Raw genomic sequence first — 25,248 nt, forward strand, 5'->3', positions numbered from 1 at the left:
GATACCCGCGCGGACGCAGTCGGGCCCTTCGACCCACGCGGTACAATCGGGACCTTGTTCAGTTGCCGCGCCACGCATCGCGCCCGGCGCGGCCCCACGCATTTTCCCGAGCTCCCATGCATATTCATATCCTTGGCATCTGCGGTACGTTCATGGGCGGCCTGGCTGTCCTGGCCCGCCAGGCGGGGCACCGCGTGACTGGCTGCGATGCCAATGTCTATCCGCCCATGAGCACCCAGCTCGAAGCCCAGGGCATCGACCTGATCGAGGGGTTCGACCCCGACCAGCTTTCGCTGAAGCCGGACCTGTTCGTGATCGGCAATGTGGTCTCGCGCGGCAATCCGCTGATGGAAGCGATCCTGAACCGCAACCTGCCGTACGTTTCGGGGCCGCAATGGCTCGGCGAGCACGTGCTCAACGGCAAGTGGACGCTGGCCGTGGCTGGCACGCATGGCAAGACCACGACCACGTCGATGCTGGCGTGGATTCTGGAAGACGCCGGCTACAACCCGGGCTTTCTGGTGGGCGGGGTGCCGCAGAACTTCGGCATTTCGGCGCGCCTGACGGAATCGGACTTCTTCGTTATCGAGGCCGACGAGTACGACACCGCGTTCTTCGACAAGCGTAGCAAGTTCGTCCACTACCGTCCGCGTACGGCGATCCTCAACAACCTTGAGTACGATCACGCCGACATCTTCCCGGATCTGACCGCGATCGAGACCCAATTCCATCATCTGGTGCGCACCGTGCCGGGCGAAGGACGATTGGTCGTCAACGGCCAGGAGCCCGCACTGGCACGCGTGCTGGAGCGCGGCTGCTGGAGCGAGGTGGAGCAGTTCGGCGTGGGCGACTGGAGCGAGACCGATCCGAAGACCACCGCGCCGGAGGGCAAGGATGCCTTCGACATCTGGTTCCGCGAGGCGCTGCAGGGCACGCTGGTCTGGGACCTTCAGGGTACCCACAACCGCCTGAACGCCATCGCCGCGATTGCCGCCGCGCGCCACGTGGGCGTGCCGCCGGCGCAGGCGATCGAGTCGCTTGGCCGTTTCTCCAACGTCAAGCGCCGGATGGAAGTACGTGGCGTGGCGGGTGGTGTGACGGTCTACGACGACTTCGCGCACCATCCTACGGCCATCCAGACCACGGTCGACGGGCTGCGCCGCCGGGTGGGGGACGCACGCATCCTCGCCGTACTGGAGCCGCGTTCGAACACCATGAAGCTTGGCGTGATGGCTGCCCAATTGCCGGCCAGCCTGCGCGAGGCTGACCTTGTGTTCGGATATGGCGCGCCCTCGGGCAAGGACGCGCTGGGGTGGAACCTGGCTGAAGCGCTGGCCCCCCTCGGCAAGAAGGCCGCGGCGTTCCAGGACCTCGGCACGCTGGTGCAAGCCGTGCGCGCGGCCGCCCAGCCCGGCGACCAGGTGCTCGTGATGAGCAATGGCGGCTTCGGCGGGGTACACCAGAAACTGCTCGACGCGCTCGGCGCGAAGTCCTGATCGGGAATCCACATGCTGCTGTACCTGCACGGTTTCCGTTCCTCGCCGCAGTCGTTCAAGTCGCGGGTCGTGCAGGACCGGATGCGCGCCTGGGGCGTGGAGAAGTATTTCGCCTGTCCGATGCTCAATGTCTCGCCCACGCTGGCGATTGCCCAGGCTGAAGCCGCGATCCGTGGCGCGCGAGCCGGCGGCGAAACCGACATCGCCATCATCGGTTCGTCGCTGGGCGGGTTCTACGCGCGCTGGCTGGCGGAAAAGCACGGCTGCCGCGCCGTGCTGCTGAATCCGGCGATTCACCCGTGGACCGATCTGGAGCGCTATCTGGGCGAGCAGCCGCTTTATCACGGCGGCGGCTCGGTGGTGGTCGAACGCAAGCACCTGCAGGAACTGCTGGACCTGCGGGTGGACGCGATCACCAGACCCGAGCGCTACTACCTGCTGACCGCCACCGGCGACGAAGTGCTCGATTATCGCGAGATGATCGCGGCCTGTCCGGGCGCGCGCATCCGGGTCATCGAGGGCAGCGATCACGGCATCAGCGAGTTCGAGGAATACGTCGACGACGTACTGGCTTTCTGTGGCTATACCCCTAACGGAAAGACCGTGGCATGAGTGGCGTAACAGGGATGCAAAAGCTGCGTGCGGCATGGCACGCGCATCTGCCGTATGACGCGTCGATTCCGCTGAACCAGCGCCGCTGGATCACTGGCGAAGGCTCGCTGACGGCTCGGCTGATGTCGGCGTCCGCCGCCTTTCGCGTGCGGCGACTGGCGCAGGCGCCGCAGTTGCCGTTCGCCGATGAATGGCGGGCGCTCGGCCTGATCCGTCCGCTGCCGGCCATCACGCGCGAAGTGCTGCTGATCTGCGACGAGACGCCAGCCGTATTCGCTCACACGATCGTCGACCCCCGGTACGCGCGGCGCGACTGGCCGTTCTTGCGCGGGCTGGGCAACCGGCCGCTCGGCGGCGCGCTGTTCGTCGATCCGCGCGTGCGGCGCGACCCATTCCAGTTTGCACGGCTGACCCCGTGCCACCCGCTGCGTCAGGCGCTGCAGCGGGTATTGCCGGCGCTGTCGTCGGAGCCGATGTTGCCCGCGCGGCGGTCGGTGTTCCGGCGTGGCGGCGGCGCCATGCTCGTGACGGAGGTCTTCTTGCCGGACCTGCTGACACGGGCAGCGCCTGAGAACACCGGCGCGGGCGGCACCAGACTGCCCCGCCGTATCGACACACATCACACACCATCCAAGCAGGAAGAGAGACCCGAATCATGAAATTGCAGGGACGCGTAGCGATCATCACCGGCGCCGCCGCCGGCATCGGTTTTGCCACCGCCGAACGTTTCGCCGCCGAAGGCGCGAAGCTCATCATGTGCGATGTGCAGGAGGCCCGTGTGCGCGAGGCCGCCGAGCGGCTGGCCGCCAGGGGCGCGCAGGTCGAGGCGCACAAGGTCGACGTCACGCGCCGCGACGAAGTCGATGCCATGGTGGCAGCCACGCTGGCCCGCCACAGTCGCATCGATATTCTCGTCAACAACGCCGGCATCACCAAGGACGCGCGCCTCGCCAAGATGACCGAGGCACAGTTCGATGCGGTCATCGACGTCAACCTGAAGGGCGTGTTCAACTGCTCACAGGCCGTGGCCAGCATCATGTCCGAGCAGGGCAGCGGCGTGATCCTGAATGCATCGAGCGTGGTTGGCCTGTATGGCAACTTCGGCCAGACCAATTACGCGGCATCCAAGTTCGGCGTGATCGGCTTCACCAAGACCTGGGCGCGCGAGCTGGGTCCGAAGGGCGTGCGCGTGAACGCGGTATGCCCGGGCTTCGTCAATACCGAGATCCTGCAGACCGTGCCTGAGAAGGTGCTCGATGGCATGAAGGAACATTGCTGGATGCGCCGCCTGGCCGAGCCGTCGGAGATCGCCGCGATCTACACGTTCCTGGCCAGCGACGACGCCAGCTACGTCAACGGCACGACGATCGAAGCCAGCGGCGGCATGTCTCTGTAATCTGACTCCGAAATCGCATTGACCTGAAGCACCCCGTCCGATGCGGCCACGGCGGCCACGGCGGCCGCGGCGGCGGGGTGCGGTATCATCCCCGGTCGAGTATCCGTCCGGGCATTCCTCATGCCTTGCCCGGCACTTCTGAAAGTCCAATCCAATGCAGTTGCTGTTCGAAGAAGGCGGCGAAATCCGCGCCGGCACCGTGCTCGCCCAGCAGGGCGAGGCCTACCAGGTCGAGTTGCCTGCGGGCAAGCGCACCAAGGTCAAGGCCAAGGATGTGCTGCTGCAGTTCGCCCAACCGTCGGCAATTGAGATGGTGCGGCAGACCGGCGACATGATCGCCGAGATCGATCTCGACTTCCTCTGGGAATGCGCGCCGGCCGAGGAATTCGGCTTTGCCGAACTGGCCGCCGAATACTATGGCGCCGACGCGGGCCCGGTGCAGCAGGCCGCGCTGGCGATGGCGCTGCATGGCAATCCGATCTATTTCCGCCGCAAGGGACGGGGCCGCTACATGCGCGCGCCGGAAGACCAGCTCAAGGCCGCGCTGGCCGCGGTGGAACGCAAGAAGCAGCAGGCGCTGGTGCAGGGCGAGTACGAGGAGCAACTCAAGGCGCTGACCCTGCCCGAAGCGTTCCGCGGCAAGGCGCTGCAACTGCTGTTCAAGCCTGACAAGAACAGTCTCGAATACAAGGCAATGGATGCCGCCTGCACAGCGCTCGGCATGACGCCGATGCGGCTGATGGTGGCGGTTGGCGGCGTGGAAAGCCCGCGCGCGCTGCATGAGGCCAAGTTCCTGGCCGATTGTTTCCCGAAGGGCACTGGTTTCCCCGATGTCGATGTGCCGGAGCCGCCCACCGATCTGCCCGTGGCCGATGTGCAGGCGTTCTCGATCGACGACGTTACGACGACCGAGATCGACGATGCGCTGTCCGTGACGCGTCTGGGCGACGGCAAGCTGCGTGTGGGGATCCATATCGCCGCGCCAGGGCTCGGCATCCGCCGCAGCGAGCCGCTCGACGCCATCGCGCGCCATCGACTGTCCACGGTCTACTTCCCCGGCGACAAGATCACGATGCTGCCCGACAGCGTAGTGGACCGCTACACGCTGCAGGAAGGCCGCACTTGCCCGGCGCTGTCGCTTTACGTGACGATCGACCCGAACGGCGTGGATGGCCTGACCATCGTCGGCAGCGAGACGCGCGCCGAGCTGGTGCCGATTGCCGCGAACCTGCGGCACAACCTGCTCGACGATATCGTGACGGAAGCTGCGCTGGCCGCGGGCACGGGCGACTATCCGTTCCGCGATGAACTGACCGAGCTGTACCGGCTGGCCAACCACTTGCACGACGAGCGCCAGCGCGCGCGTCTTGCCAGCGGCCTGCGCCCGGAGGCGCACAACCGCGCCGATTTCAATTTCTACATCGATCCGATCGAGGGTGGCGGCGAGCGTGTGCGTATCGAGCAGCGCCGTCGTGGCTCGCCGCTGGACCAGATCGTGGCCGAGCTGATGATTCTGGCCAACAGCACGTGGGGCAAGCTGCTGGCGGACCACGGCGTGCCGGGCATCTACCGCACGCAGAAGGCGTGGGGGATGCACCGCACGCGGATGCAGACGTACCCCGCGCCGCACGAGGGCCTGGGCGTCGCGCAGTATGCGTGGAGCACGTCGCCGCTGCGCCGCTACGTCGACCTGGTCAATCAATGGCAGATCATGGCCGTGGCCCAGCATGGCGTGACCGCCAAGCTCGTGGCGCCGTTCAAGCCCAAGGACGCCGACCTGCTGGCGGCCGTGGCTGACTTCGAAGGGACCTATGCGGCCTACGCCGACCACCAGTCGACCATGGAGCGTTACTGGTGCCTGCGCTGGCTCAAGCAGGAGAATCGTGACCGGATGATGGCCACGGTGCTCAAGGATGGCGCGGTGCGCTTTACCGACATCCCGCTGGTCACCCGTGTGCCGGAGTTGATGCAGGCGGTGCGTGGTACGCAGGTGCTGCTGGAGATCGCCACGACGGACGAAATCTCGCTCGAGGTGTCGTGCCGGGTGCTGGAAGTCTTTGCCGGCGAGGGCGCGATGCCCGATGAGGATCTCGACACCGACGAGGAGCTGGACGAGGCTTCCGCGGAAGCGGCCGCCGATGCCGCCGCCGAGGAAGCGGCTGAAGACGCTGCGGAAGGCGCGGCGGAAGGGGCCGATGCGGCGCCGGAGGATGCCGATTCCGAGGCTTCTGAGGGCGATCAGGACGACGAGCCGTCTGCGCCACGCGACACTGGCGCCAATCCGGCTGCCTGAGTCTTCGTTGAGTCTTCGGTAAACGGGTCGACTCCCTTACAATCGAAGCCTGTTCCGGCCGCCCCCCGATAGTGGGGTGGCCGGCGTTTCGATCGTTTCTCGCCGCCGTCCGCCCATCCCAATCGTGAACGCCGTCCTTCCTGCTCCCCGTCTCCCGCGCCATCCGCGCGAATGGTGGCAATCCAGCAGCACGCTGACCAAGGCCCTGGCCATCTCCGTGGCCGTGCACGCCCTGTTGCTGATGGTGCGGGTTGCAGCGCCCGAGGTGTTCGAGATCAAGCGTTCCGACCCGCAGCTCGACGTCGTGCTGGTCAATTCGAAATCGGCGGTGAAGCCGCGCAATCCGACCGTGCTGGCGCAGGCCAATCTCGACGGTGGCGGCGAGCACGACGCCCAGCGCGCTACCACGCCGCTGCCCGCGCAGACCGAATCGAAGGAGGGCGACCTCATCAAGATGACGCAGCGGCGCGTCGAGCAACTCGAGGAAGAGCAGCGCCGGCTGATGACGCAATCGCGCGAGGCGGCGCCCGCTGTGCGCAGCCAGCCGGTCAAGCCAGGCGAGCAGCGCTCCGACCAGCCCACGCGCGGCCAGGACGACCGCACGTCAAACGATGAAATGGCCCGGCTCGAAGCCGAGATCGGCCGCAATCTCGAGCACTACGCCAAGCGCCCGAAGCGGATGCAACTGACCGCGACCAGCGCGCAGGGCGTTGACTACGCACAGTATTACGACCGCCTGCGCCGCAAGATCGAGACGCGGGGTACGAGCGATTTCCCGCAGCGCAACGGCAAGCCGATCTATGGGCAACTGATCCTCGTGATCAACGTGAATCGCCAGGGCAAGCTTGGCTACAACCGCGACGGCTACAACGTCGAGGCCATCGACGTGGCCAAGAGCTCCGGCGACCCGGCGCTCGACCGCCAGGCCGTGGCCATTGTGCGTGCGGCCGCGCCGTTCGGGGCGTTCACGGCGGAGATGCAGGCGAAGCAGGATATCCTCGAAGTCGTTTCCACTTTCAAGTTCACCCGCAGCGGGCTCGATGTCCGCCTGCAAGGCCGCTGATGACCGCAGACCAGAATTCCCAGCCCAACACCGCCGAACGTGCCGATAGCGTCGACCGCTACGTGGTGGTGGGCAATCCGATTTCGCACAGCCGCTCGCCGGCGATCCATGCCGCCTTCGCGCGCCAGACCGGCGAGGCGGTGCAGTATGACCGGCTCGAAGCCCCGCTCGATGCGTTCGCAGATACGATGCGCGAATTCCTGGCCGGCGGAGGCCATGGCTTCAACGTAACCGTGCCGTTCAAGCTCGAAGCGTATGACCTGGCCGATCGCCTCACGCCGCGTGCCGAGGCTGCCGGCGCCGTCAACACGATGTGGATCGAGGACGGACTGATCCATGGCGACAACACCGACGGCATCGGGCTGGTGCGTGACATCCAGGACAACCTTGATGTGCTGCTCGAAGACAAGCGCATTCTGGTGCTTGGCGCCGGTGGCGCCGCGATGGGCGCGATGCTGCCGCTGATCGAATGCCGTCCGGCGCGCATCGTGGTGGCCAACCGGACCGCCTCGCGCGCCAGCGACATGGTCGAGGAATTCGTGGAAGCGGCGGACCAGTACAACGTGGAGCTGTGGGCCGGTGGCCTCGACGCGCTCGATGCGCTGTCCGAGGACGAGCGCTGCGATGTGGTGATCAATGCGTCGTCCAGCAGCCTGCAAGGCGAAGTGCCGCCCGTGCCCGAGCACCTGCTCGGCGAAGGCGTGCTGGTGTACGACATGATGTACGGCGCGCAGCCGACGGTGTTCCTGGCCTACGCGGCCAAATGCGGCGCGCGCACGGCGGATGGGCTCGGCATGCTGGTCGAACAGGCCGCCGAAGCCTTCTACAACTGGCGCGGCGTGCGGCCCAGCACCGCCCCCGTGCTGGCCGAGCTGCGCGCGGCGCTGCAGGCCGAAGCCGCCCGCTAAGGCGGCGTTGACGCAGCGTGGCCCGCGCATCCGCCAGATCGTCACCACGATCGTCGGCAAGTAGCGCCGGCGGGGCGAACCCGCTGCGCTGGCTGGCCTATCTGGCCGGCTGCCTGATCATTGGCGTGGTGGCGATGCAGGTCTATTTCTTCCTGCAGATCGCTGCCTGGCAGGTCATCAATCCGTCGTCCACCACGTTCATGCGTGCCGAGCGCTGGCGGCTGTGCGGCTTCAATTTCTGGAGCTGCCCGGTGCAGCGGCAATGGGTGCGTTACGACGATATCTCGCGCAACATCAAGCGCGCCGTGATCGCCAGCGAGGATGCCGACTTCGTCAATCATCCCGGCTACGAACTCGATGCGATGCTCGATGCCTGGGAACGCAACAAGCAGCGTGGGCGAATCGTGCGCGGCGGTTCCACCATCACGCAGCAGCTGGCCAAGAACCTGTTCCTGTCCTCGGAGCAGAACTATCTGCGCAAGGGCCAGGAACTGGCCATCACGTGGATGCTGGAGCTGTGGCTCGACAAGCAGCGCATCTTCGAGATTTACCTGAATTCGGTGGAGTGGGGCGAAGGCGTGTTCGGCGTCGAGGCTGCCGCGCAGCACTACTTCCATACCTCGGCTTCGAAGCTCAGCGTGGGGCAGGCCGCCCGGCTGGCGGCCGCGCTACCGGCGCCCAAGTGCTTCGACAAGAAGCAGTACTGCGCCAACGTGCATGTGAACTTCCGCGTCAAGGCGTCGATCATCGCCAGGCGGATGGGCGCGGCAACGTTGCCGGACTAGGGCGGTTCCCCCTCTCATGCTTGTGGGAGAGGGGACCAGGAAGTCCTTCAGCTCAGCCAGCCCTTCCTGCGGAAATACACCAGCGGAATCGCCGCGGACACCGCCATCAGCGCGATCGCCCATGGATAGCCGGCGGCCCAGTCGAGCTCGGGCATCACCTTGAAGTTCATGCCGTAGATGCTGGCGATCAGCGTGGGCGGCATCAGCGCCACCGACACCACCGAGAACAGCTTGATGATCTTGTTCTGGTTGATGTTGATGAAACCGACCGTGGCATCCATCAGGAAGTTGATCTTGTCGAACAGGAACGCGGTGTGGTTCTCGATCGAGTCGATATCGCGCAGGATCTGGCGCGCTTCGTCCTGCTGTTCAGCCGACAGCAACTGGCTGCGCATCAGGAATGACACCGCGCGGCGCGTATCCATGACGTTGCGGCGGATGCGGCCGTTCAAGTCTTCCTCGCGCGCGATGGTTTCCAGCACGTCGGCGGCGGCGGCATCGGTCACGTTCTCGGCCAGCACGCGGCGGCTGGCTTCCTCCAGGCGTTCGTAGATCTCCTCGATCGAATCGGCCGAATACTCGGCGTCAGTCGCGTAGAGGTCCATCAGCACGTCCTTGGCGTTGCGCACCGATCCCGGACGCATCCGGGCGCGCAGCCGCACCAGCCGGAACACGGGCAGGTCTTCATCGTGGATGGAAAACAGGACGTCGCGCGTGAGCACAAAGGCCACGCGGACGTTGCGCGAGGCGTCGTCCTCGGCCAGCAGGAAGTCCGTGCGGATGTGGATGTTCTCGTCCTCGCCCTCGAAATATCGTGCCGAGGCTTCCAGGTCGCCCAGGTCCTCGAGTTCGGGCAGGACCACGCCATAGGCTTCCTTGATCCACGCGAGTTCCTCGTCGTCGGGGCTTACCACGTCGATCCAGATGGGCTTGTGCTGCAGCAGCTCGTTGCGCTCGTCGACCTGCTCCTGGGCAAGTCGGCCTTTCTGCAGGACGAACAGATTGATCATCCCTTGGATTCCTTGTTACTTGGCGGCGCCGCCAGGATGCGTCGATGCATCCCGATGGTGCTGCCGATTGCGCTGGGTCTACGTCGGAGACGGGCGCAGGCAAGGCTCACCAGCAACGTGATCATGGCGCGGCCGGGCAAGCGTGATCGCGCTGCGACTCGAGGGCCGCTACGCGATGGCGTTTGCCTGCGATTTGCCTGGATTTGGCTGGCAAGCCGGGGGAGGGAGGATCCGAAACGCGACACGGCAGCCGGTGCGGCGGCCGCTGGGGGAAACGGAAAGACACTCACCCGCAGGTGTCTGCGGGCAAGGACGGCGAAGGGCGGGGACTGTGCCCCACACGGATCGACGTTACGCAGCCCGCAGTGACATGGCATTCGACGGTGTCGCAACTTTGTCGCGGCAACTCGAACACCCGATGCTACTGCCCACGTACTTTCTCCGGGATTCTGATGGCCGCGAGTGTAGCCCAACGCGGGGTGGCTTGTTAAGTGAAATCTCGGCGGCGTTGCTGCTCACAAGCCGGTTCACATGCGTCGGCGCAACAGCGGCGCCAGCATGACCGAGGACAGCGCCGCGAACATCAGCACGATGGCCACGTAGTCCTGCCAGTGGGGCGTTTCGCCGAGAAACCACATCCCGGAGAACACGCCTACCACGGGAATGAACATGATCGACAGGCTCGAGACCACCGGCGGCAGGCTGCGCGCCAGCGCGAACCAGACCAAATGGCAGTACGCGAAGACCACCACCGCGTTGTAGGCGATGGCGCCCCATTCGATCGCGGTCGGCATGCGCCAGCCGCTCTCGAACAGCAGCGTGCCCGCACCGAGGAATGGCAGGGTGATGGCGAGCATCCAGAACGTCATGGCGCCGATCGGCACGTCGGTGTGGGTGCGCTTCATGAGTTGTGTGCCAAAACCCCAGCCGGCAGCGGCTACCAGCATCAGCAGCGTGCCGGCCGGGCTGCCGGTCAGCGCGGCAATCTCGCCCGAAAGCAGCAGGACCGTGCCGGCCAGCGCGCAGCCAATACCGATCCAGGCCGACAAGGCAATACGGTCACGAAAGATCACCAGGCCCCAGACCACGGCCCAGATCGGCATGGTGTAGCCGAGAATCGCCGCACGGCCCGATGACAGCATCTTGACCGCGCAGATGGCGAACAGATGCCAGATCACCATGTTCGGGATCGCCAGCTTCAGTACCGTGCCCCACGCCGCGCGCGGCACGCGCAGGGAGTCGCCCCGGAACGTCAGCGCCAGGCCCAGTGCCACCAGCCCGCCGGCCATGCACAGCAGCCGGAAACCCATGGCGGGAAAGTGCGCCACGCCCAGCTTCATGATCGGCCAGTTGATGCCCCAGGCGAGGGTCAGGATGACGAGGAGGATGAGACCGCGGCGGTCGAGTTTCATGAATCGGGAGACAGGCGGCGTGCGGACGCCCTGCAACCCAGGTGTCGCCGTCGCTCTTTTTAAGCGGAAGCTGCAAACAATATCACGCCAACAGGTAAAATTGCCGCCAACGTCCCATATGCTGCAGTGCGGAACCCGACCGGGTGCCGTTGCAGCCAACCGGTCGGCACCTGCCCGCGTTATGCTGTGTAGACACTGGTTCACAGCCGGGCCGCCGGCTTCACCCGAATTCCGAGCATCCCATGACTTTTACCGAGCAGCTGTCCGCCGCGTGGCAGCGTAACGATTCCCTGCTGTGCGTCGGGCTTGATCCCGACCCGGCCAAGCTGCCGCTGTCCATGACCGGTACGGGCGGCGCGATTTTCTCGTTCTGCCGCGAAATCGTCGATGCCACGGCCGACCTGGTCTGCGCGTTCAAGCCGCAGATCGCCTATTTCCACTCGCAGCGCGCCGAAGACCAACTCGAACAGCTCGTCGAGTACATCCACGACGCGCACCCCGGCGTCCCCGTGATCCTCGATGCGAAGCGCGGCGATATCGGCTCCACGGCGGAGCACTATGCAGTCGAGGCCTTCGAACGCTACAAGGCCGATGCCGTGACCGTCAGCCCGTACATGGGCTTCGATTCGATGTCGCCGTATCTGGCGTATCCGGGCAAGGGCGTGATCGTGCTGTGCCGCACGTCGAATCCCGGTGGGTCTGACGTGCAGTTCCTGCAGGTCGACGGCAAGCCGCTGTACCAGGTGGTGGCCGAAGCCGCGCGCGAACGCTGGAACACCAACGGGCAGATGGGTCTGGTGGTGGGCGCGACGTTCCCGAACGAGATCGCCAAGGTCCGGCAGATCGTCGGCGACATGCCACTGCTGATTCCGGGCATCGGCGCCCAGGGCGGCGACATCGAGGCCACGGTCAAGGCCGGCCGCACGGCCGACGGCACGGGCATGATGATCAATTCGTCGCGTGCCATCCTGTACGCCAGCCGCGAGAAGGACTTTGCGCTGGCAGCGCGAAACGTGGCGTTGCAGACGCGCGAGACGATCAATCGCTATCGTCACGGCTGATCTGCGTGAAGGGTTCTCCCTTTCCCAGTCGTGGGAGAGGGGAGCAGATTCAGGCTTCGTTGCGAATCAGTTCCAGCAGGCCGCGCATCGCGTGCTCGGCAGCCTGGCGGCGGATCTGGGCGCGGTCACCCTTGAAGCGCTGCGTTTCCGTATGCGTGGTGATGCGGTTGCTCCAGCCGAAGCAGACCATGCCGACCGGTTTCTCGGGGGTGCCGCCGCCCGGGCCGGCTACCCCGGTGATGGCCAGCGATACCTGGGCGCGGCTGTTCAGCAGCGCGCCTTCAGCCATCGCCCGCGCCACTTCCTCGCTGACCGCGCCATGGTCCCGGATCAGTTTGGCCGGCACCCCGATCATCGTCGTCTTGGCTTCGTTCGAATAGGTCACGAAGCCGCGCTCGAACCATCCCGAAGACCCAGAAACATCCGTGATCGCGGCAGCGACTAGCCCGCCGGTGCAGGACTCTGCGGTGGCAAGCATGAGCGAGTTTTCCGATAGAGCGGCGCCGGCCTGGATGGCAAGCTGGTCGAGCAGTCGGCTGACAGACATAACGGCGGTTCCTGAAATTCCCGGGGTGTTTCGGTGTTTCTGCGTGTCAGATCGAACGCCACAAGGCGAACACGAGCAGCGTGTAGAACGCCGCGAAGATGTCATCGAACATCACGCCGAAGGCGCCGGTAAATCCCGGGCCCTTGAGCGTGCGATCGTAGTAGCGGATCGGTGCCGGCTTGACGATGTCGAAGAACCGGAACCACACGAACGCGGCGAACTGGCCCCAGAAGCCCGTTGGCATCACGAATAGCAACACCAGCCAGAACGCAACGATCTCGTCCCAGACCATGCTGCCGTGGTCATACACGCCCATGTCGCGTGCCGTGCGCAGGCAGGCCCAGATGCCGATCACGAAGCCGCCAGCGATGATCCACAGCCAGGTGGTCGGATCGATCCACTTCGAGATCACGATGAACGACAGCCAGCCGAGCAGCGTGCCGACGGTGCCGGGGCTGACCGGCGACAGGCCAGAGCCGAATCCAAGCGCAATCAGGCGGGCCGGGTGGCCCAGCATGAACCGGCCGGTCGGCCGCGTGACCTTGGTGGTCTGGCCGGCTTCCAGCGTGACGGGGTCAACGGGGTCGCTCGGCGCGGCCCCGGGGGGATAGGCGGACATCAAGGATTGGCTCGTCAGTCTTATAGGTTTCAAGGCGCACTTTCAGATATTTCTCCCGCGCGCATGGGGGATCATGACATGGGTTGCGTGCCGCGTGTCAGGGCGCGGCGAAATGATCGAACGAGGCGCCCTTGAACACGTAGGGATTGCCTTCGCGATCCACCAGGCGCAGGCCCGCCTCCGGTGTGATGGATCCGACATGCGTGAGCGGCAGGCGAAGCTGGCGCGCGATGCTGGCAATGGTTTCGCGCGCGCCCACCGGCGCCGTGAAACAGAGTTCGTAGTCGTCGCCACCGGCCAGCACGCAGGCGCGTTGGCATTCTTCCGGCTGGGCGCCAAGAATCTCCGAGCGCGGCAACGCATCGACGTCGACAATCGCGCCGACCGATGAGCGTTCGAGGATATGGCCGAGATCGCCGATCAGCCCATCCGAAATGTCGAGTGCCGCATGGGCCACGCCACGTAACGCCAGTCCCAGTGCCACGCGGGGCGTCGGCGTTTCCATCCGGGGACGGATCAGCGTGAAGTCGGGCTCGGGCAGCAGCCATTCGCCGCGGCAGTCGCCCAAGGCCAGGCGCGCGTCCCCGAGCGTGCCGGAGATCCAGATATCGTCGCCGGGGCGCGCCGCGTCGCGCCGCAGCGCCTGACGCGGGGGCACGTCGCCGAACACCGTGATCGACAGCGTCAGCGGACCCTTGGTCGTGTCGCCGCCGATCAGTTCGCAGCCGTGGTCGTCGGCCAGCGCCAACATGCCGGCCGCGAATTCGGCAAGCCAGCCGGCATCCGCCTCGGGCAGCGCCAGCGCCAGCGTGAATGCGCGGGGTTCGGCGCCCATTGCCGCCAGATCGGACAGGTTCACGGCCAGGGCCTTGTGGCCCAGCGCGCGCGGTGAAACGTCCGGGAAAAAGTGCCGACCGCTGACCAGCATGTCGGTGCTGATGGCGAGCTGGTGGCCCGGCCGCGCCTCGATCAGCGCGCAGTCATCGCCCACGCCCAGCGCGGCCTTATGGACCGGGCGCGTGAAATAGCGTCGGATCAGGTCAAACTCGGAAAGCGCGGGGGAGGATTGGGGCATGACGGGGCGGGGAACCTGGGAGGAAACATGCCGCGGAAATTCCGCTGGAGACTCGGCTGGTAAAGCCCATCGGCATGGGGCATATTGTACCGAAACGCAAAGGTGCCCCAAGCAAAAGGCTTATTGTGAAATAGTATTTCACAATATAAAATGCACACTTCCAAAAGCGCCTACAGCGGAGACAGCGGGTTCGTGGAGCCGGCCCGCGCTCAATCGCCAGCGTTATTCAGTGCGGCTCCACCGATCGGAAGATGCGCAGATGACAAGCCCTCAGCAGTCCCCGTCCCAAGACGATCTGAAACAGCAGCAGCGTGAGGCGCTGCGCAAGGCCGCGCTCGAGTACCACGAGTTTCCCACCCCCGGAAAGATCTCGGTCACCCCGACCAAGCCGCTGTCGAACCAGCGCGACCTGGCGCTGGCCTATTCGCCGGGTGTGGCGGCAGCGTGTGAGGAAATCGTGGCCAACCAGGCCAATTCGTTCCGCTACACCGCGCGTGGCAACCTCGTGGCCGTGATCACCAACGGCACCGCCGTGCTGGGTCTGGGCGATATCGGCGCGGCCGCGTCGAAGCCGGTGATGGAAGGCAAGGCCGGCCTGTTCAAGAAGTTCGCCGGCATCGATGTGTTCGATATCGAAGTCGACGAGAAAGACCCCGAGAAGCTGGTCGACATCATCGCCTCGCTCGAGCCGACGTTCGGCGGCATCAACCTCGAGGACATCAAGGCGCCGGAGTGCTTCTACGTGGAGCGCAAGCTGCGCGAGCGGATGAAGATCCCCGTCTTCCACGATGACCAGCACGGTACCGCGATTGTCGTGGGCGCCGCCGTGATCAACGGCATGAACGTGGTGGGCAAGGACATCTCGAAGGTCAAGCTGGTGGCCTCGGGCGCCGGCGCCGCCGCGCTGGCCTGCCTGGACCTGCTCGTCGACCTGGGCCTGCCCATCGAGAACATCTGGGTGACGGACCTGGCCGGCGTGGTCTACGAAGGCCGTACCGAACTGATGGACCCGGAAAAAGCGCGCTTCTCGCAGAAGACCGACAAGCGCAAGCTGGCCGAGGTCATCGAAGGCGCCGACATTTTCCTGGGCTTGTCCGCAGCGGGCGTGCTGAAGCCCGAGATGGTGCAGAAGATGGCCGACAAGCCGCTGGTGATGGCGCTGGCCAACCCGAATCCGGAAATCATGCCGGAACTGGTCAAAGAAGTCCGCCCGGACGCCGTGATCGCCACGGGCCGCACCGACTATCCGAACCAGGTCAACAACGTCCTTTGCTTCCCGTTCATCTTCCGTGGCGCGCTCGATTGCGGCGCCACGACGATCACGCGTGAAATGGAAATCGCCGCAGCACACGCGGTGGCGGAGCTCGCGCGCCAGGAGCAGAGCGATATCGTCGCGTCGGCCTATGGCATCCAGGACCTGTCGTTCGGCCCCGAATACCTGATTCCGAAGCCGTTCGATCCGCGCCTGATCGTCAAGATCGCGCCGGCCGTGGCCGAGGCCGCCGCCAAATCGGGCGTGGCGTCGCGCCCGATCGAGGACATGGACGCGTACCGCCTGCAACTGCAGCAGTTCGTGTACCACTCGGGCACGCTGATGAAGCCGATCTATGCGGCCGCCCGCAAGGTGCAGAAGGAGAAGAAGCGCATCGTCTTCGCCGAGGGCGAGGAAGAGCGCGTGCTGCGTGCCGTGCAGGTGATCGTCGACGAGAAGCTGGCCAACCCGATCCTGATCGGCCGCCCGGCCGTGCTGGCTCACCGCATCGAGCGTTTCGGCCTGCGCCTGCGCATGGGCGAGGACTTCACGGTGGTGAACCCCGAGCACGACGAGCGTTTCCGCGAATACTCGGACGCGTACTATCGCATGATGGCGCGTGAAGGCATCACGCCGCAGTACGCCAAGCTGGAAATGCGCCGCCGTACCACGCTGATCGGCGCGATGCTGGTCAAGAAGGGCGAAGCCGACGGCATGATCTGCGGTACGGTCAGCACCACCGCGGCCCACCTGCGCTATATCGATCAGGTCATCGGCGGCACCAATTGCGTGTACGCCGCGATGAACGGCCTGGTTCTGCCGGGCCGCCAGATCTTCCTGGTGGACACGCACGTCAACGTCGATCCCACCGCCGAGCAACTGGCCGAGATCACGATCATGGCCGCGGAGGAGCTCAAGCGTTTCGGTATCGAGCCGAAGGTGGGGCTGCTGTCGCACTCGAACTTCGGTACGTCGGAAGCGCCGTCGGCACGCAAGATGCGCGACACGCTGAAGATCCTGCGCGACCGCGCGCCGGATCTCGAGGTGGATGGCGAAATGCATGGCGACAGCGCGCTCGACGAAAAGCTGCGCGATTCGCTGGTGCCGGACAGCGCGCTCAAGGGCGAAGCCAATCTGCTCGTGTGCCCGAACATTGATGCCGCCAACATCTCGTACAACCTGCTCAAGGTGGCGGCTGGCAACAACGTGGCGATCGGTCCGATCCTGCTGGGCGTGAAGGCGCCGGTCCATATCCTGACGCCTTCGGCAACGGTGCGCCGTATCGTCAACATGACCGCGCTGGTGGTCGTGGACGCGGCCGCCAAGGTCTGAGCGGACGAAGCGTTTCAGCCTTCTTGATGCAGTGCCAAAAAAGCCGGGCTCGCCCGGCTTTTTTCATGCCCGCATGATCTCGCTGCTTGTGAGGTTAGTATGCGCACACATATCGATAACATGTTGAAACAATTGAAGAAAACGGGCGGGCAAAGGCGCAGGGATTGATTAATGATGGACATGCGCGTAACCTTACGCCTTTGAATGCGGGCGTTCGCCTGAAGCGTGCGCCGGGCCTGCGAGGGGTGATTAACAGGTGCCGGAGTGACCCGCAAATAACATTTCGCCAACTTTTCGATAACGTGGGTTCCCGGATTTTGTCGAGTCAGTCGCAGCGGCAGTCACATTGGCAGTCCCTGAGCCTGGCCCGAAGCCTGGGCCGCGTGCTGGCGGGCGCGGCGGTATCCATCGCGCTGACCCTGGCGCCGCAAGGCGCCATGGCCAGGCAGGCGCCCGACGATGTGCAGGGGGTGGTGGGAACCATCGCCGCACAGCAACTGCCCAACGAGGCACGGCAGACGCTGGAGCGTATCGAGGCCGGTGGGCCGTTCCCGTATGACAAGGACGGTTCGCGCTTTGGCAACTACGAGCGCAGCCTGCCGCAGCAATCTCGCGGGTATTACCGCGAGTACACCGTCAAGAACAGCAATAGCCGGAACCGGGGAGCCAAGCGGATCGTTTGCGGTGGTGATCAACGCGCCGCCAACGACTGTTATTACACGGAAGACCACTACAACAGCTTCAAACGGATAACCAAATGATGACTGACATTTTCGGATTGGGCGACGCCCTTGCCGCCCGCGAGGAGCGCGGCGCCGGAGATGGCTGGCAAAGGGCCCACCATCAGGCCCAGAACCTATACGACAATGTGCTGATGATGCCGCGCCAGGATCTGCCGCATCGACTTCCGCCCGCATGCGCGCCCGCCATGGTGGCTTGCGATGACAACGGCACCAATGAGGGAGCCATGAACCTGTTCAAGACGGTGCGTCCAAACATCGTCCAGTCGATCCGCGCGTTCCGCGTGCCGGAGCTGGCCCAGGCAGCCGCCGCACTGAATCAGCACTTCCTCTATGCGAACTGCGCGGATTGCGCCAGCAAGGCCGAGATCCTCGATCGCATTGCCACCGAATTCACCTTCCCGAAGCATTTCGGCAAGAACTTCGATGCATTGTCCGATTGCCTGACGGACATGATTTACAAGGCCGGACCGCAACCGGGCTTTGTGATCGTGCTGGAAGGCCTGCCGATCGCGCAGAAGTTCGACAAGGAAGCGCGCGAGGTACTGCTCGACGTGTTCCGCGATGCCGCCGAGTTCTGGGGCGAGCGCAAGGTGCAGTTCCGGGTGTTCTACTCGTTCGCCTGAACGGATCTGGCGGTGCTCCAGGCGCACGATCGGCGCCGTGTTCCGGTCAAGAAAATGCCCGCTGTCAAAGCGGGCATTTTTGTTTGCGGTGCCGATGTTACGCAGCCGGCGGTACTGCTCCATGCGGCGTCAGCCGGTCGATCAGTTCGGGCAGGCCTTCGCTGAGGCTTGAAGCCACGTCGTCGGCCGACAGCCCGGTTTTCTCCGCGAGCGACTGGAGCGCACCCGTACCGCCCAGCGCGGAGGACAAATCCGACGCGCTCACGGCCTGGTTCGCGCCTGTGCCAATCCACGAATCGACCTGTTGGCCCAGACCCGCTTGCGCCAGGACGTCTCGCAGGGCGCCGATGCCGCCAGCGGCGGCGCCCATCGCCTGCGCCGAATCGCCCGCACCGCCTTGACCGCCAAGCAGGCCGCCGAGCAGCGACCCGAGATCCAGTCCACCCGCGGCCGAGGCACCGCCAGCGCCAGCGCCACCGAGCAATCCGCCCAGGACGCCGCCAAGCCCACCGAGGCCGCCCAGGCCACCGGCGCCCGCATCCGCACCTGCGGATGCCGCGCCACCGTCTGCCTCCTGGCCCTTGTGGCGCATCGCCATCATTGCCAGCAGGCCCAGCGCCATCATCATCTTGGGATTCAGGCCGCCTCCGGCCTGTTCGCCGTGCTGGCCACCGCCCAGTTGGCCGAGCACACCGCCCAGCACGCTATCGAGTAGTCCCATGTTTGACTCCTTTTAGGTCAAAACCCGCCAAGGATGGCGTTCAGTGTCGCCAGGCAGGTCAGCCCGGCGGTTTCCGTTCGCAGAATGCGCGGTCCCAATGACACGCCGATAAAACCGGCGCGGCGCGCGCGGTCTTCTTCTTCCGGCGACAAGCCGCCCTCGGGCCCGATCAGCAACGTCACGCCACCGGCGCGCCATGCCTCGCGCTCGGCTTGCGCCAGTTCGGGCAGCGATGCCGATGCGCGTGGCGAGAGCAGCAGCTTTGCAGCAGTGGCTGGCGCGCTGGCCAGCCACGACTCCACGTTAGCCACGGGCGCCAACGCCGGCAAGCGGTTACGGCCGCATTGTTCGCAAGCGGCCTCGATCAGTGCCTGCCAGTGCGCTTGGCGCTTGGTGGCGCGCTCGCCGGATAGCCGGACGACGGATCTGGCAGCCTGAAGCGGCTGGATGGCGGATACACCGAGTTCCACGGCCTTTTCGATCAGCCAGTCCATCTTGTCGCCACCAGCAAGGCCCTGGGCCAGCGTGACGGCGAATGGGGTTTCGGCTTCAGATGCGTCGTGGGTGCCAAGCGTCGCGCTGGCGTGGCGCTTGGCGATCTCGGTCAGCGTGGCCGGGTGGCTGCCGCCCTGGCCGTTGAACAGGGTGATGGCGTCACCGGGCGCCAGGCGCAACACGTGGACGTGGCGCACAACGGCGTCGGGCAATTCCAATACGGTGTCCGCGGCGAGCGCCGCATCGACAAAAAATCTGGGTGGCATCAGGGAGTGGGTTTGGAATCCGGGGTCTTGGGCAGCGGCGTCGCAAAGCCCCAGCGGTAGCCATCGGGATCTTCGAGCATGCAGTACCGGTCGCCCCAGAACTGGTCGGCGGGCGGCGTGACGCTTGCGGCGCCAGCGGCCACGGCCCTTGCGTAGATCGCATCCACGTCAGCGCAGTAGACATAGAACGTTTGCGGGGCTTCCACACCTAGCGACCGGGGTGTGCGTGCCGTGCTGCCCCACGCGCCCTCAGGCGCGAACATGATCACCAACTGGCCCTCGTAATGCATCTCGGCGTGCATGGGCACGCCGTTTTCATCGACGACATGGCCGGCCGCGAAGCCGAAAGCCCGCGCATAGAAATCCAGGGCGGCGCGACCGCTGGCGACCGTCAGATAGGGTGTGAGCCAGGGCGTGTTGGGCGGTCTGGACATGATGATCTCCCGGATGGAACGAATCTCGTCCCCGCGCTGCTTGGCGCGAGGCGCGTCCGTGCATGTTACGCGGGACGGCTGCCGCTGTCGAAGATCGCCTGCACGTGCCGCGGATGGACGAACAGGGCAGGGTGCAGGTGCGCGTGATAGGCCCGTAGCTTGTGTTCGAGCTGCCACTGCTGCAGGCGCGCTGCGATCTTGTCGGCAGGCTGCGCGGCGATATCGAGCGCATCACTGGCCAGCGCAATGCCCCACAGCGCGCCATAGGCGGGGACGAAGGTCGTCAGCGGCGCGACATGCCGGAACACATGCCGCAGCCGTGCCAGCAGCCGCCGCGCCGTTTCTGGCCGATGCAGCGGCGGCCCCAAGTGCAGCGACATCGCGCCGCCGGGCGCCAGGCAGCGGCGCGCGGTATGCAGGCCATGCGGGGAGAACAGGGCGGCCGCGGGGCTGCCGTCGTCAGCTTCGGTCAGGTCATAGACGATCAGGTCGAACTGGCGTCCGGCGCGCGCGAAAGCTTCCATCAGGCCGAGTCCTTCGCCGATCGCCAGGCTCAGGCGTGGGTCGCCGGGTTCGTCGAGCGCGCCCTGGTGGATGCCGCGCAGCCACTCGCGCGCCAGCCGGACCACCTCGCCGTCGAGTTCGGCCACTACCACCTCTCGCATGGTGGGGATACGCAGCAGTTCGAATGCCGATCCGCCGTCGCCGCCGCCCACCACCAGCGCGCTGCGCGGTGCGCCATGGGTGGCCGCCATTGGTGCCACCATCAGTTCATGCTGGATCCAGGCGTCGGCTTCGGTGCTCATCACGCGGCCATCGAGCCGGAAGATCCGGCCAAAATGTGCGCTTTCCCCGATTTCTATCTGCTGATAAGGGCTGCAGGCGGCCGCTAGCAATGTGATTTCGCCCAGCGTGGTGCCCACGCCGGGTATCAACCATTCGGTCCAGGCTTGAGTCCCCCTTCGGAGTGCCGGATCCGTCCCGGGAATTCCCCCTGCTTCTGCTAAAATTGCGGTTTTCCCGCCGTCAGGTTCTCGCATGTCTGCCCTCGCCCATCCCGCCACAAGTCCTTACGCCAACCAACCCGTCAAACTGATGGCGGATGCCATCCGCGTGCTTGCCATGGACGCTGTCCAGCAAGCGAACTCCGGTCACCCCGGTGCGCCGATGGGTATGGCCGACATGGCCGTGGCGCTGTGGGGCCGGCATCTGAAGCATAACCCCGTCAATCCGCACTGGCCTGACCGCGACCGCTTCGTGCTGTCCAACGGCCACGGATCGATGCTGATCTACGCGCTGCTGCACCTGACCGGCTACGACCTGCCGATCGAGGAACTGAAGAACTTCCGCCAGTTGCACAGCAAGACCGCTGGTCACCCGGAGTATGGCATTACCCCGGGCGTGGAAACCACGACCGGCCCGCTGGGCCAGGGCATCACCAATGCCGTCGGCATGGCGCTGGCCGAGCGCCTGCTGGGCGAGGAATTCAACCGCCCGGGTTTCGACATCGTCAACCATCACACGTACGTGTTCATGGGCGATGGCTGCCTGATGGAAGGCATCAGCCACGAAGCCTGCTCGCTGGCCGGCACGCTCAAGCTGAACAAGCTGATCGGCTTCTGGGATGACAACGGCATCTCCATCGACGGCGACGTGGTGCACTGGTTTGCCGACGACACGCCGAAGCGTTTCGAAGCCTACGGCTGGAACGTGATCCGCGCCGTGAACGGCCACGACGTGGCTGCCGTCGACAACGCCATCGCGCTGGCCAAGGCCAGCGACAAGCCGACCCTGATCTGCTGCCGCACCGTCATCGGCAAGGGTGCGCCGAACAAGGCCGGCGGCCACGACGTGCACGGCGCGCCGCTGGGCGGCGCCGAAGTGCTAGCCACCCGCGAAGCGCTGGGCTGGACCCACGCCCCGTTCGAGGTGCCGCAGGACGCGTACCTCGCCTGGGATGCGAAGCCGAACGGCCACGCGCTGGAAAAGGCCTGGGACGCGCTGTTCGACGCCTACGCCGAAGTGCATCCGTACGAAGCCGGTGAGTTCAAGCGCCGCGTGCGAGGCGAGCTGCCGGGCGCGTTCGATGAGGCCGTGGACGCCTACATCGCCAAGTGCGAGGAGAAGGCCGAGACGATCGCTACCCGCAAGGCCAGCCAGAACTCGATCGAGGCACTGGCGCCGGTACTGCCGGAACTGCTGGGCGGCTCGGCCGACCTGACCGGTTCGAACCTGACCAACTGGTCGGGCACGCAGGCCGTTCGCTTCGACTCGTGGGGCAACCACATCAACTACGGTGTGCGTGAGTTCGGCATGAGCGCGATCATGAACGGCATCGCGCTGCATGGTGGCTACATCCCCTACGGCGCCACGTTCCTGACGTTCTCGGACTACAGTCGCAACGCGCTGCGCATGGCCGCGCTGATGAAGATCCGCTCGCTGTTCGTGTTCACGCATGATTCGATCGGCCTGGGCGAAGACGGTCCGACTCACCAGTCGATCGAACACGTGGCCAGCCTGCGTCTGATCCCGAACATGGATGTCTGGCGTACCGCCGACACCACCGAAACCGCCGTGGCCTGGGCGTACTCGATCCGCCGCGAGAACGGCCCGAGCTGCCTGATTTTCAGCCGCCAGAACCTGCCGTTCCAGAAGCGTGACGATGTCACGCGCGCCAACATCGCGCGCGGTGGCTACGTGCTGCGCGATGGCACGAATCCGCGCAAGAAGCGCCCGGATGCCGTGATTATCGCCACCGGCTCGGAAGTCGGTCTGGCCGTGGGCGCTGCCGATGCGCTGGCCGTGGAAGGCGTGCACGTGCGCGTGGTGTCGGTCCCGTCGACCTCCGTGTTCGACAAGCAGGACGCCGCCTACAAGGCCAGCGTGCTGCCGGCCGGCGTGCCGCGCATCGCCGTGGAAGCGGGCGTCACCGATTTCTGGTGGAAGTACCAGGTTCAGGCCGTCGTCGGTATCGACACGTTCGGCGAATCGGCTCCGGCAGGCGTGCTGTTCAAGCACTTCGGCTTCACCGTGGAAAACGTGGCCGATACGGTGCGCGCCACGCTCGCCCAGTAATTCTCGCCAGCGCGGTAGGCCGGCGCGAGGCGCCGGCTGCGGCGCGGCCCCAGCTTTATCGCGATTGCTCTCTAGGAGATAGACATGACCATCAAGATCGGCATCAACGGCTTTGGCCGCATCGGGCGCATGGTGTTCCGCGCCGCCGCCGCGAACTTCAAGGACATTGAAGTCGTCGCCATCAACGACCTGCTGGAACCGGACTACCTGGCGTACATGCTGAAGTACGACTCGGTCCACGGCCGCTTCGACGGTGAAGTGTCGGTGGAAGGCAACACGCTCGTGGTCAATGGCAAGAAGATCCGCCTGACCGCCGTCAAGGATCCGTCCGAGCTGAAGTGGGGCGAAGTCGGCGCCGACGTGGTGATCGAGTCGACCGGCATCTTCCTGACGAAGGAAGGCGCGCAGAAGCACATCGACGCGGGCGCCAAGAAGGTGATCATGTCGGCCCCGTCGAAGGACGACACCCCGATGTTCGTGTTCGGCGTGAACCACGAGACGTACAAGGGCGAAGCGATCATCTCGAACGCAAGCTGCACGACCAACTGCCTGGCCCCGGTGGCCAAGGTCCTGAACGACAAGTGGGGCATCAAGCGCGGTCTGATGACGACCGTGCACGCTGCTACCGCCACGCAGAAGACCGTGGATGGTCCGTCGAACAAGGACTGGCGCGGTGGTCGCGGCATCCTGGAAAACATCATCCCGTCGTCGACTGGCGCCGCAAAGGCCGTTGGCGTGGTGATCCCGCAGCTGAACAAGAAGCTGACGGGCATGTCGTTCCGCGTGCCGACCTCGGACGTTTCGGTGGTCGACCTGACCGTCGAACTGGAAAACCCGGCCAAGTACGAAGAAATCTGCGCCGAGATGAAGGCCCAGAGCCAGGGCGCGCTGAAGGGCGTGCTGGGCTACACCGAAGACAAGGTTGTGGCCACGGACTTCCGCGGCGATGCCCGCACCTCGATTTTCGATGCTGAAGCCGGTATCGCGCTGGACGGCACGTTCATCAAGGTCGTGAGCTGGTACGACAACGAGTGGGGCTATTCGAACAAGTGCCTGGAAATGGCACGCGTCGTGGCTAAGTAAGCCATCCTCGCTGAATAAAAAACGCGCCCTCGGGCGCGTTTTTTATTGCTCAGGCGGCAGGTGGGGTGACTGGTGGCGTCAGCGGCCGCGCATCGATAGCATCGCCATCGACGAGGAAGTGGCCACCCGCGACATGGTGGATCGTGCGCAGGTCGTCTTGGCCGGTAAAGTGCCAGCGGCCATTGCTGAAGACGCGGCCGTCGGCGTGGGCGGCGACCACTTCGCCGAGAAACAGATCGTAGCTGTTCTGGATCGCGGGTTCTGGCAACAGCCTGCATTCCAGCCACGCCGCACAGCCTTCGAGCAGCGGGGCGCCGATCACGCTGCCAGCGAAGGTCTGCAAGCCGTACGCGGCGAACTTGTCGATGCCTTGCTTTTCCGTCAGGGCCCGTCCCGAACTGGAGCCCAGTGCCTGCGTGATATCGACCTGGGCGGCGGTGGGAACCTGTAACGCGAATTCGCCGCTTGCCTCAAGCAACTGGCGCGTCCAGGTGGACTTGTCCAGCACCACGGCCACCTTCGGCGGGGCGAAATCGAGCGGCATGGCCCATGCCGCTGCCATGATATTGCGTTGCCCATTGTGCGCGGCACTGACCAGAACGGTCGGACCGTGATTCAGCAGGCGATAGGCTTTGGCGAGATCAACGTCGAGTCGGTGGGAAGGCATGGCTTGATCTGAAACAAGACGGGGCGGGCTGCGAGGCAGAATTGGAGCGCCTTCATGCACTATAGCGGGTCATGTAATTCAATGAACGGCGATTTTTGACATTATCTGTCTCAAAGTTGTCAAAAATCCGCGAAAGTTCGCGTTCAGTAATGCGAGAAATGCTGAATTTGCTTTTCGCTCCTGTTATTTTCTCTTACACTCGGAAGGATCTATTAATGTCTGATGTGCAGCCCGTGAAAGTGGTGGGGCCATCGAAGCGTAAGACATAACAAACCGGGCC

General features: G+C 65.1%; 24 protein-coding genes. 14 read left to right on the forward strand and 10 right to left on the reverse strand.

What is annotated here, in order from left to right; translation table 11 throughout:
* The first annotated feature begins 116 nt into the window (after nt 1-116).
* The 8 genes from mpl to mtgA all read left to right on the forward strand — a co-directional run bounded on the left by mpl (nt 117) and on the right by mtgA (nt 8,553).
* On the forward strand, nt 117-1,496 hold the full coding sequence (mpl, locus tag B2246_RS24255) for a UDP-N-acetylmuramate:L-alanyl-gamma-D-glutamyl-meso-diaminopimelate ligase (RefSeq protein ID WP_008645590.1): 1,380 nt from the start codon (nt 117-119) through the stop codon (nt 1,494-1,496).
* A gap of 12 nt (nt 1,497-1,508) precedes the next feature.
* On the forward strand, nt 1,509-2,108 hold the full coding sequence (locus tag B2246_RS24260; protein WP_035884283.1) for a YqiA/YcfP family alpha/beta fold hydrolase: 600 nt from the start codon (nt 1,509-1,511) through the stop codon (nt 2,106-2,108).
* Nucleotides 2,109-2,122: 14 nt separating this feature from the next.
* Nucleotides 2,123-2,767, forward strand: a complete 645-nt coding sequence (locus B2246_RS24265; protein ID WP_008645595.1) for a chorismate--pyruvate lyase family protein — start codon at nt 2,123-2,125, stop codon at nt 2,765-2,767.
* Complete coding sequence (gene fabG / locus B2246_RS24270; protein ID WP_035884282.1) at nt 2,764-3,504, forward strand: 3-oxoacyl-ACP reductase FabG; 741 nt, start codon at nt 2,764-2,766, stop codon at nt 3,502-3,504. The genes B2246_RS24265 and fabG overlap by 4 nt, the downstream gene beginning before the upstream one ends.
* A 154-nt stretch (nt 3,505-3,658) precedes the next feature.
* Entirely contained in the window at nt 3,659-5,797 is a 2,139-nt protein-coding gene (locus B2246_RS24275) for a ribonuclease catalytic domain-containing protein (protein ID WP_035884281.1), read from the forward strand.
* Nucleotides 5,798-5,921: 124 nt separating this feature from the next.
* On the forward strand, nt 5,922-6,860 hold the full coding sequence (locus B2246_RS24280; RefSeq protein WP_029307164.1) for an energy transducer TonB family protein: 939 nt from the start codon (nt 5,922-5,924) through the stop codon (nt 6,858-6,860).
* Nucleotides 6,860-7,768 carry a shikimate dehydrogenase gene (gene aroE / locus B2246_RS24285; protein WP_008645607.1) on the forward strand — a complete coding sequence of 303 codons (909 nt, stop codon included), beginning with the start codon at nt 6,860-6,862 and terminating at the stop codon, nt 7,766-7,768. Before B2246_RS24280 ends, aroE begins: the two co-directional genes overlap by 1 nt.
* 83 nt (nt 7,769-7,851) lie before the next feature.
* Complete coding sequence (gene mtgA / locus B2246_RS24290; RefSeq protein ID WP_035884331.1) at nt 7,852-8,553, forward strand: monofunctional biosynthetic peptidoglycan transglycosylase; 702 nt, start codon at nt 7,852-7,854, stop codon at nt 8,551-8,553.
* Between the two features lie 47 nt (nt 8,554-8,600).
* On the opposite strand, the gene corA is transcribed toward mtgA, so the two are convergent.
* A complete protein-coding gene (gene corA / locus B2246_RS24295) occupies nt 8,601-9,563 on the reverse strand; it encodes a magnesium/cobalt transporter CorA (RefSeq protein WP_008645609.1) in 963 nt (320 codons plus the stop codon).
* A gap of 527 nt (nt 9,564-10,090) precedes the next feature.
* Nucleotides 10,091-10,975, reverse strand: a complete 885-nt coding sequence (locus B2246_RS24300; protein WP_035884280.1) for a DMT family transporter — start codon at nt 10,973-10,975, stop codon at nt 10,091-10,093.
* A gap of 242 nt (nt 10,976-11,217) precedes the next feature.
* Here B2246_RS24300 and pyrF point away from each other — a divergent pair, with 242 nt between their 5' ends.
* The gene (pyrF, locus tag B2246_RS24305) at nt 11,218-12,036 is read left to right on the forward strand and encodes an orotidine-5'-phosphate decarboxylase (protein WP_008645611.1); all 819 of its coding nucleotides are present in this window, start codon (nt 11,218-11,220) and stop codon (nt 12,034-12,036) included.
* A 49-nt stretch (nt 12,037-12,085) separates the two neighbouring features.
* Here the strand turns inward: pyrF and B2246_RS24310 are convergent, their stop codons facing one another.
* From B2246_RS24310 to thiL, 3 genes are all read right to left on the reverse strand, one after another.
* Nucleotides 12,086-12,583 carry a CinA family protein gene (locus B2246_RS24310; RefSeq protein ID WP_008645612.1) on the reverse strand — a complete coding sequence of 166 codons (498 nt, stop codon included), beginning with the start codon at nt 12,581-12,583 and terminating at the stop codon, nt 12,086-12,088.
* A gap of 46 nt (nt 12,584-12,629) precedes the next feature.
* Nucleotides 12,630-13,202, reverse strand: a complete 573-nt coding sequence (locus tag B2246_RS24315) for a phosphatidylglycerophosphatase A family protein (RefSeq protein WP_008645613.1) — start codon at nt 13,200-13,202, stop codon at nt 12,630-12,632.
* Between the two features lie 97 nt (nt 13,203-13,299).
* The gene (thiL, locus tag B2246_RS24320; protein ID WP_008645614.1) at nt 13,300-14,277 is read right to left on the reverse strand and encodes a thiamine-phosphate kinase; all 978 of its coding nucleotides are present in this window, start codon (nt 14,275-14,277) and stop codon (nt 13,300-13,302) included.
* Nucleotides 14,278-14,536: 259 nt separating this feature from the next.
* Here thiL and B2246_RS24325 point away from each other — a divergent pair, with 259 nt between their 5' ends.
* The 3 genes from B2246_RS24325 (at nt 14,537) to B2246_RS24335 (ending at nt 18,227) form a co-directional block, all read left to right on the forward strand.
* A complete protein-coding gene (locus B2246_RS24325; RefSeq protein WP_008645615.1) occupies nt 14,537-16,861 on the forward strand; it encodes an NADP-dependent malic enzyme in 2,325 nt (774 codons plus the stop codon).
* Between the two features lie 383 nt (nt 16,862-17,244).
* Nucleotides 17,245-17,622, forward strand: a complete 378-nt coding sequence (locus B2246_RS24330) for a ribonuclease domain-containing protein (protein WP_008645616.1) — start codon at nt 17,245-17,247, stop codon at nt 17,620-17,622.
* Nucleotides 17,619-18,227: a barstar family protein gene (locus B2246_RS24335; RefSeq protein WP_008645617.1), complete on the forward strand. Its 609-nt coding sequence runs from the start codon at nt 17,619-17,621 to the stop codon at nt 18,225-18,227. Before B2246_RS24330 ends, B2246_RS24335 begins: the two co-directional genes overlap by 4 nt.
* Nucleotides 18,228-18,324: 97 nt before the next feature.
* Here B2246_RS24335 and B2246_RS24340 read toward each other — a convergent pair whose 3' ends face one another.
* From B2246_RS24340 to B2246_RS24355, 4 genes are all read right to left on the reverse strand, one after another.
* Complete coding sequence (locus B2246_RS24340; RefSeq protein WP_035884640.1) at nt 18,325-18,948, reverse strand: YidB family protein; 624 nt, start codon at nt 18,946-18,948, stop codon at nt 18,325-18,327.
* A 17-nt stretch (nt 18,949-18,965) separates the two neighbouring features.
* On the reverse strand, nt 18,966-19,709 hold the full coding sequence (locus B2246_RS24345; RefSeq protein ID WP_008645619.1) for a 16S rRNA (uracil(1498)-N(3))-methyltransferase: 744 nt from the start codon (nt 19,707-19,709) through the stop codon (nt 18,966-18,968).
* Complete coding sequence (locus B2246_RS24350; RefSeq protein ID WP_008645620.1) at nt 19,709-20,143, reverse strand: VOC family protein; 435 nt, start codon at nt 20,141-20,143, stop codon at nt 19,709-19,711. Before B2246_RS24350 ends, B2246_RS24345 begins: the two co-directional genes overlap by 1 nt.
* 65 nt (nt 20,144-20,208) lie before the next feature.
* Complete coding sequence (locus B2246_RS24355; RefSeq protein WP_234707107.1) at nt 20,209-21,066, reverse strand: spermidine synthase; 858 nt, start codon at nt 21,064-21,066, stop codon at nt 20,209-20,211.
* 115 nt (nt 21,067-21,181) lie between these two features.
* On the opposite strand from B2246_RS24355, the gene tkt reads away from it, so the two are divergent.
* Nucleotides 21,182-23,218 (forward strand): transketolase, encoded by a 2,037-nt coding sequence (tkt, locus tag B2246_RS24360; RefSeq protein ID WP_035884641.1) that lies wholly within the window; start codon nt 21,182-21,184, stop codon nt 23,216-23,218.
* Nucleotides 23,219-23,302: 84 nt separating this feature from the next.
* Nucleotides 23,303-24,301, forward strand: coding sequence for a type I glyceraldehyde-3-phosphate dehydrogenase (gap, locus tag B2246_RS24365; protein ID WP_008648578.1), 999 nt, complete (start codon nt 23,303-23,305; stop codon nt 24,299-24,301).
* Between the two features lie 49 nt (nt 24,302-24,350).
* On the opposite strand, the gene B2246_RS24370 is transcribed toward gap, so the two are convergent.
* A complete protein-coding gene (locus B2246_RS24370) occupies nt 24,351-24,968 on the reverse strand; it encodes a flavin reductase family protein (RefSeq protein WP_035884642.1) in 618 nt (205 codons plus the stop codon).
* Between the last annotated feature and the right edge of the window lie 280 nt (nt 24,969-25,248).

It is taken from the genome of Cupriavidus sp. UBA2010 (assembly GCF_002335265.1).
Taxonomy (GTDB): domain Bacteria; phylum Pseudomonadota; class Gammaproteobacteria; order Burkholderiales; family Burkholderiaceae; genus Cupriavidus; species Cupriavidus metallidurans.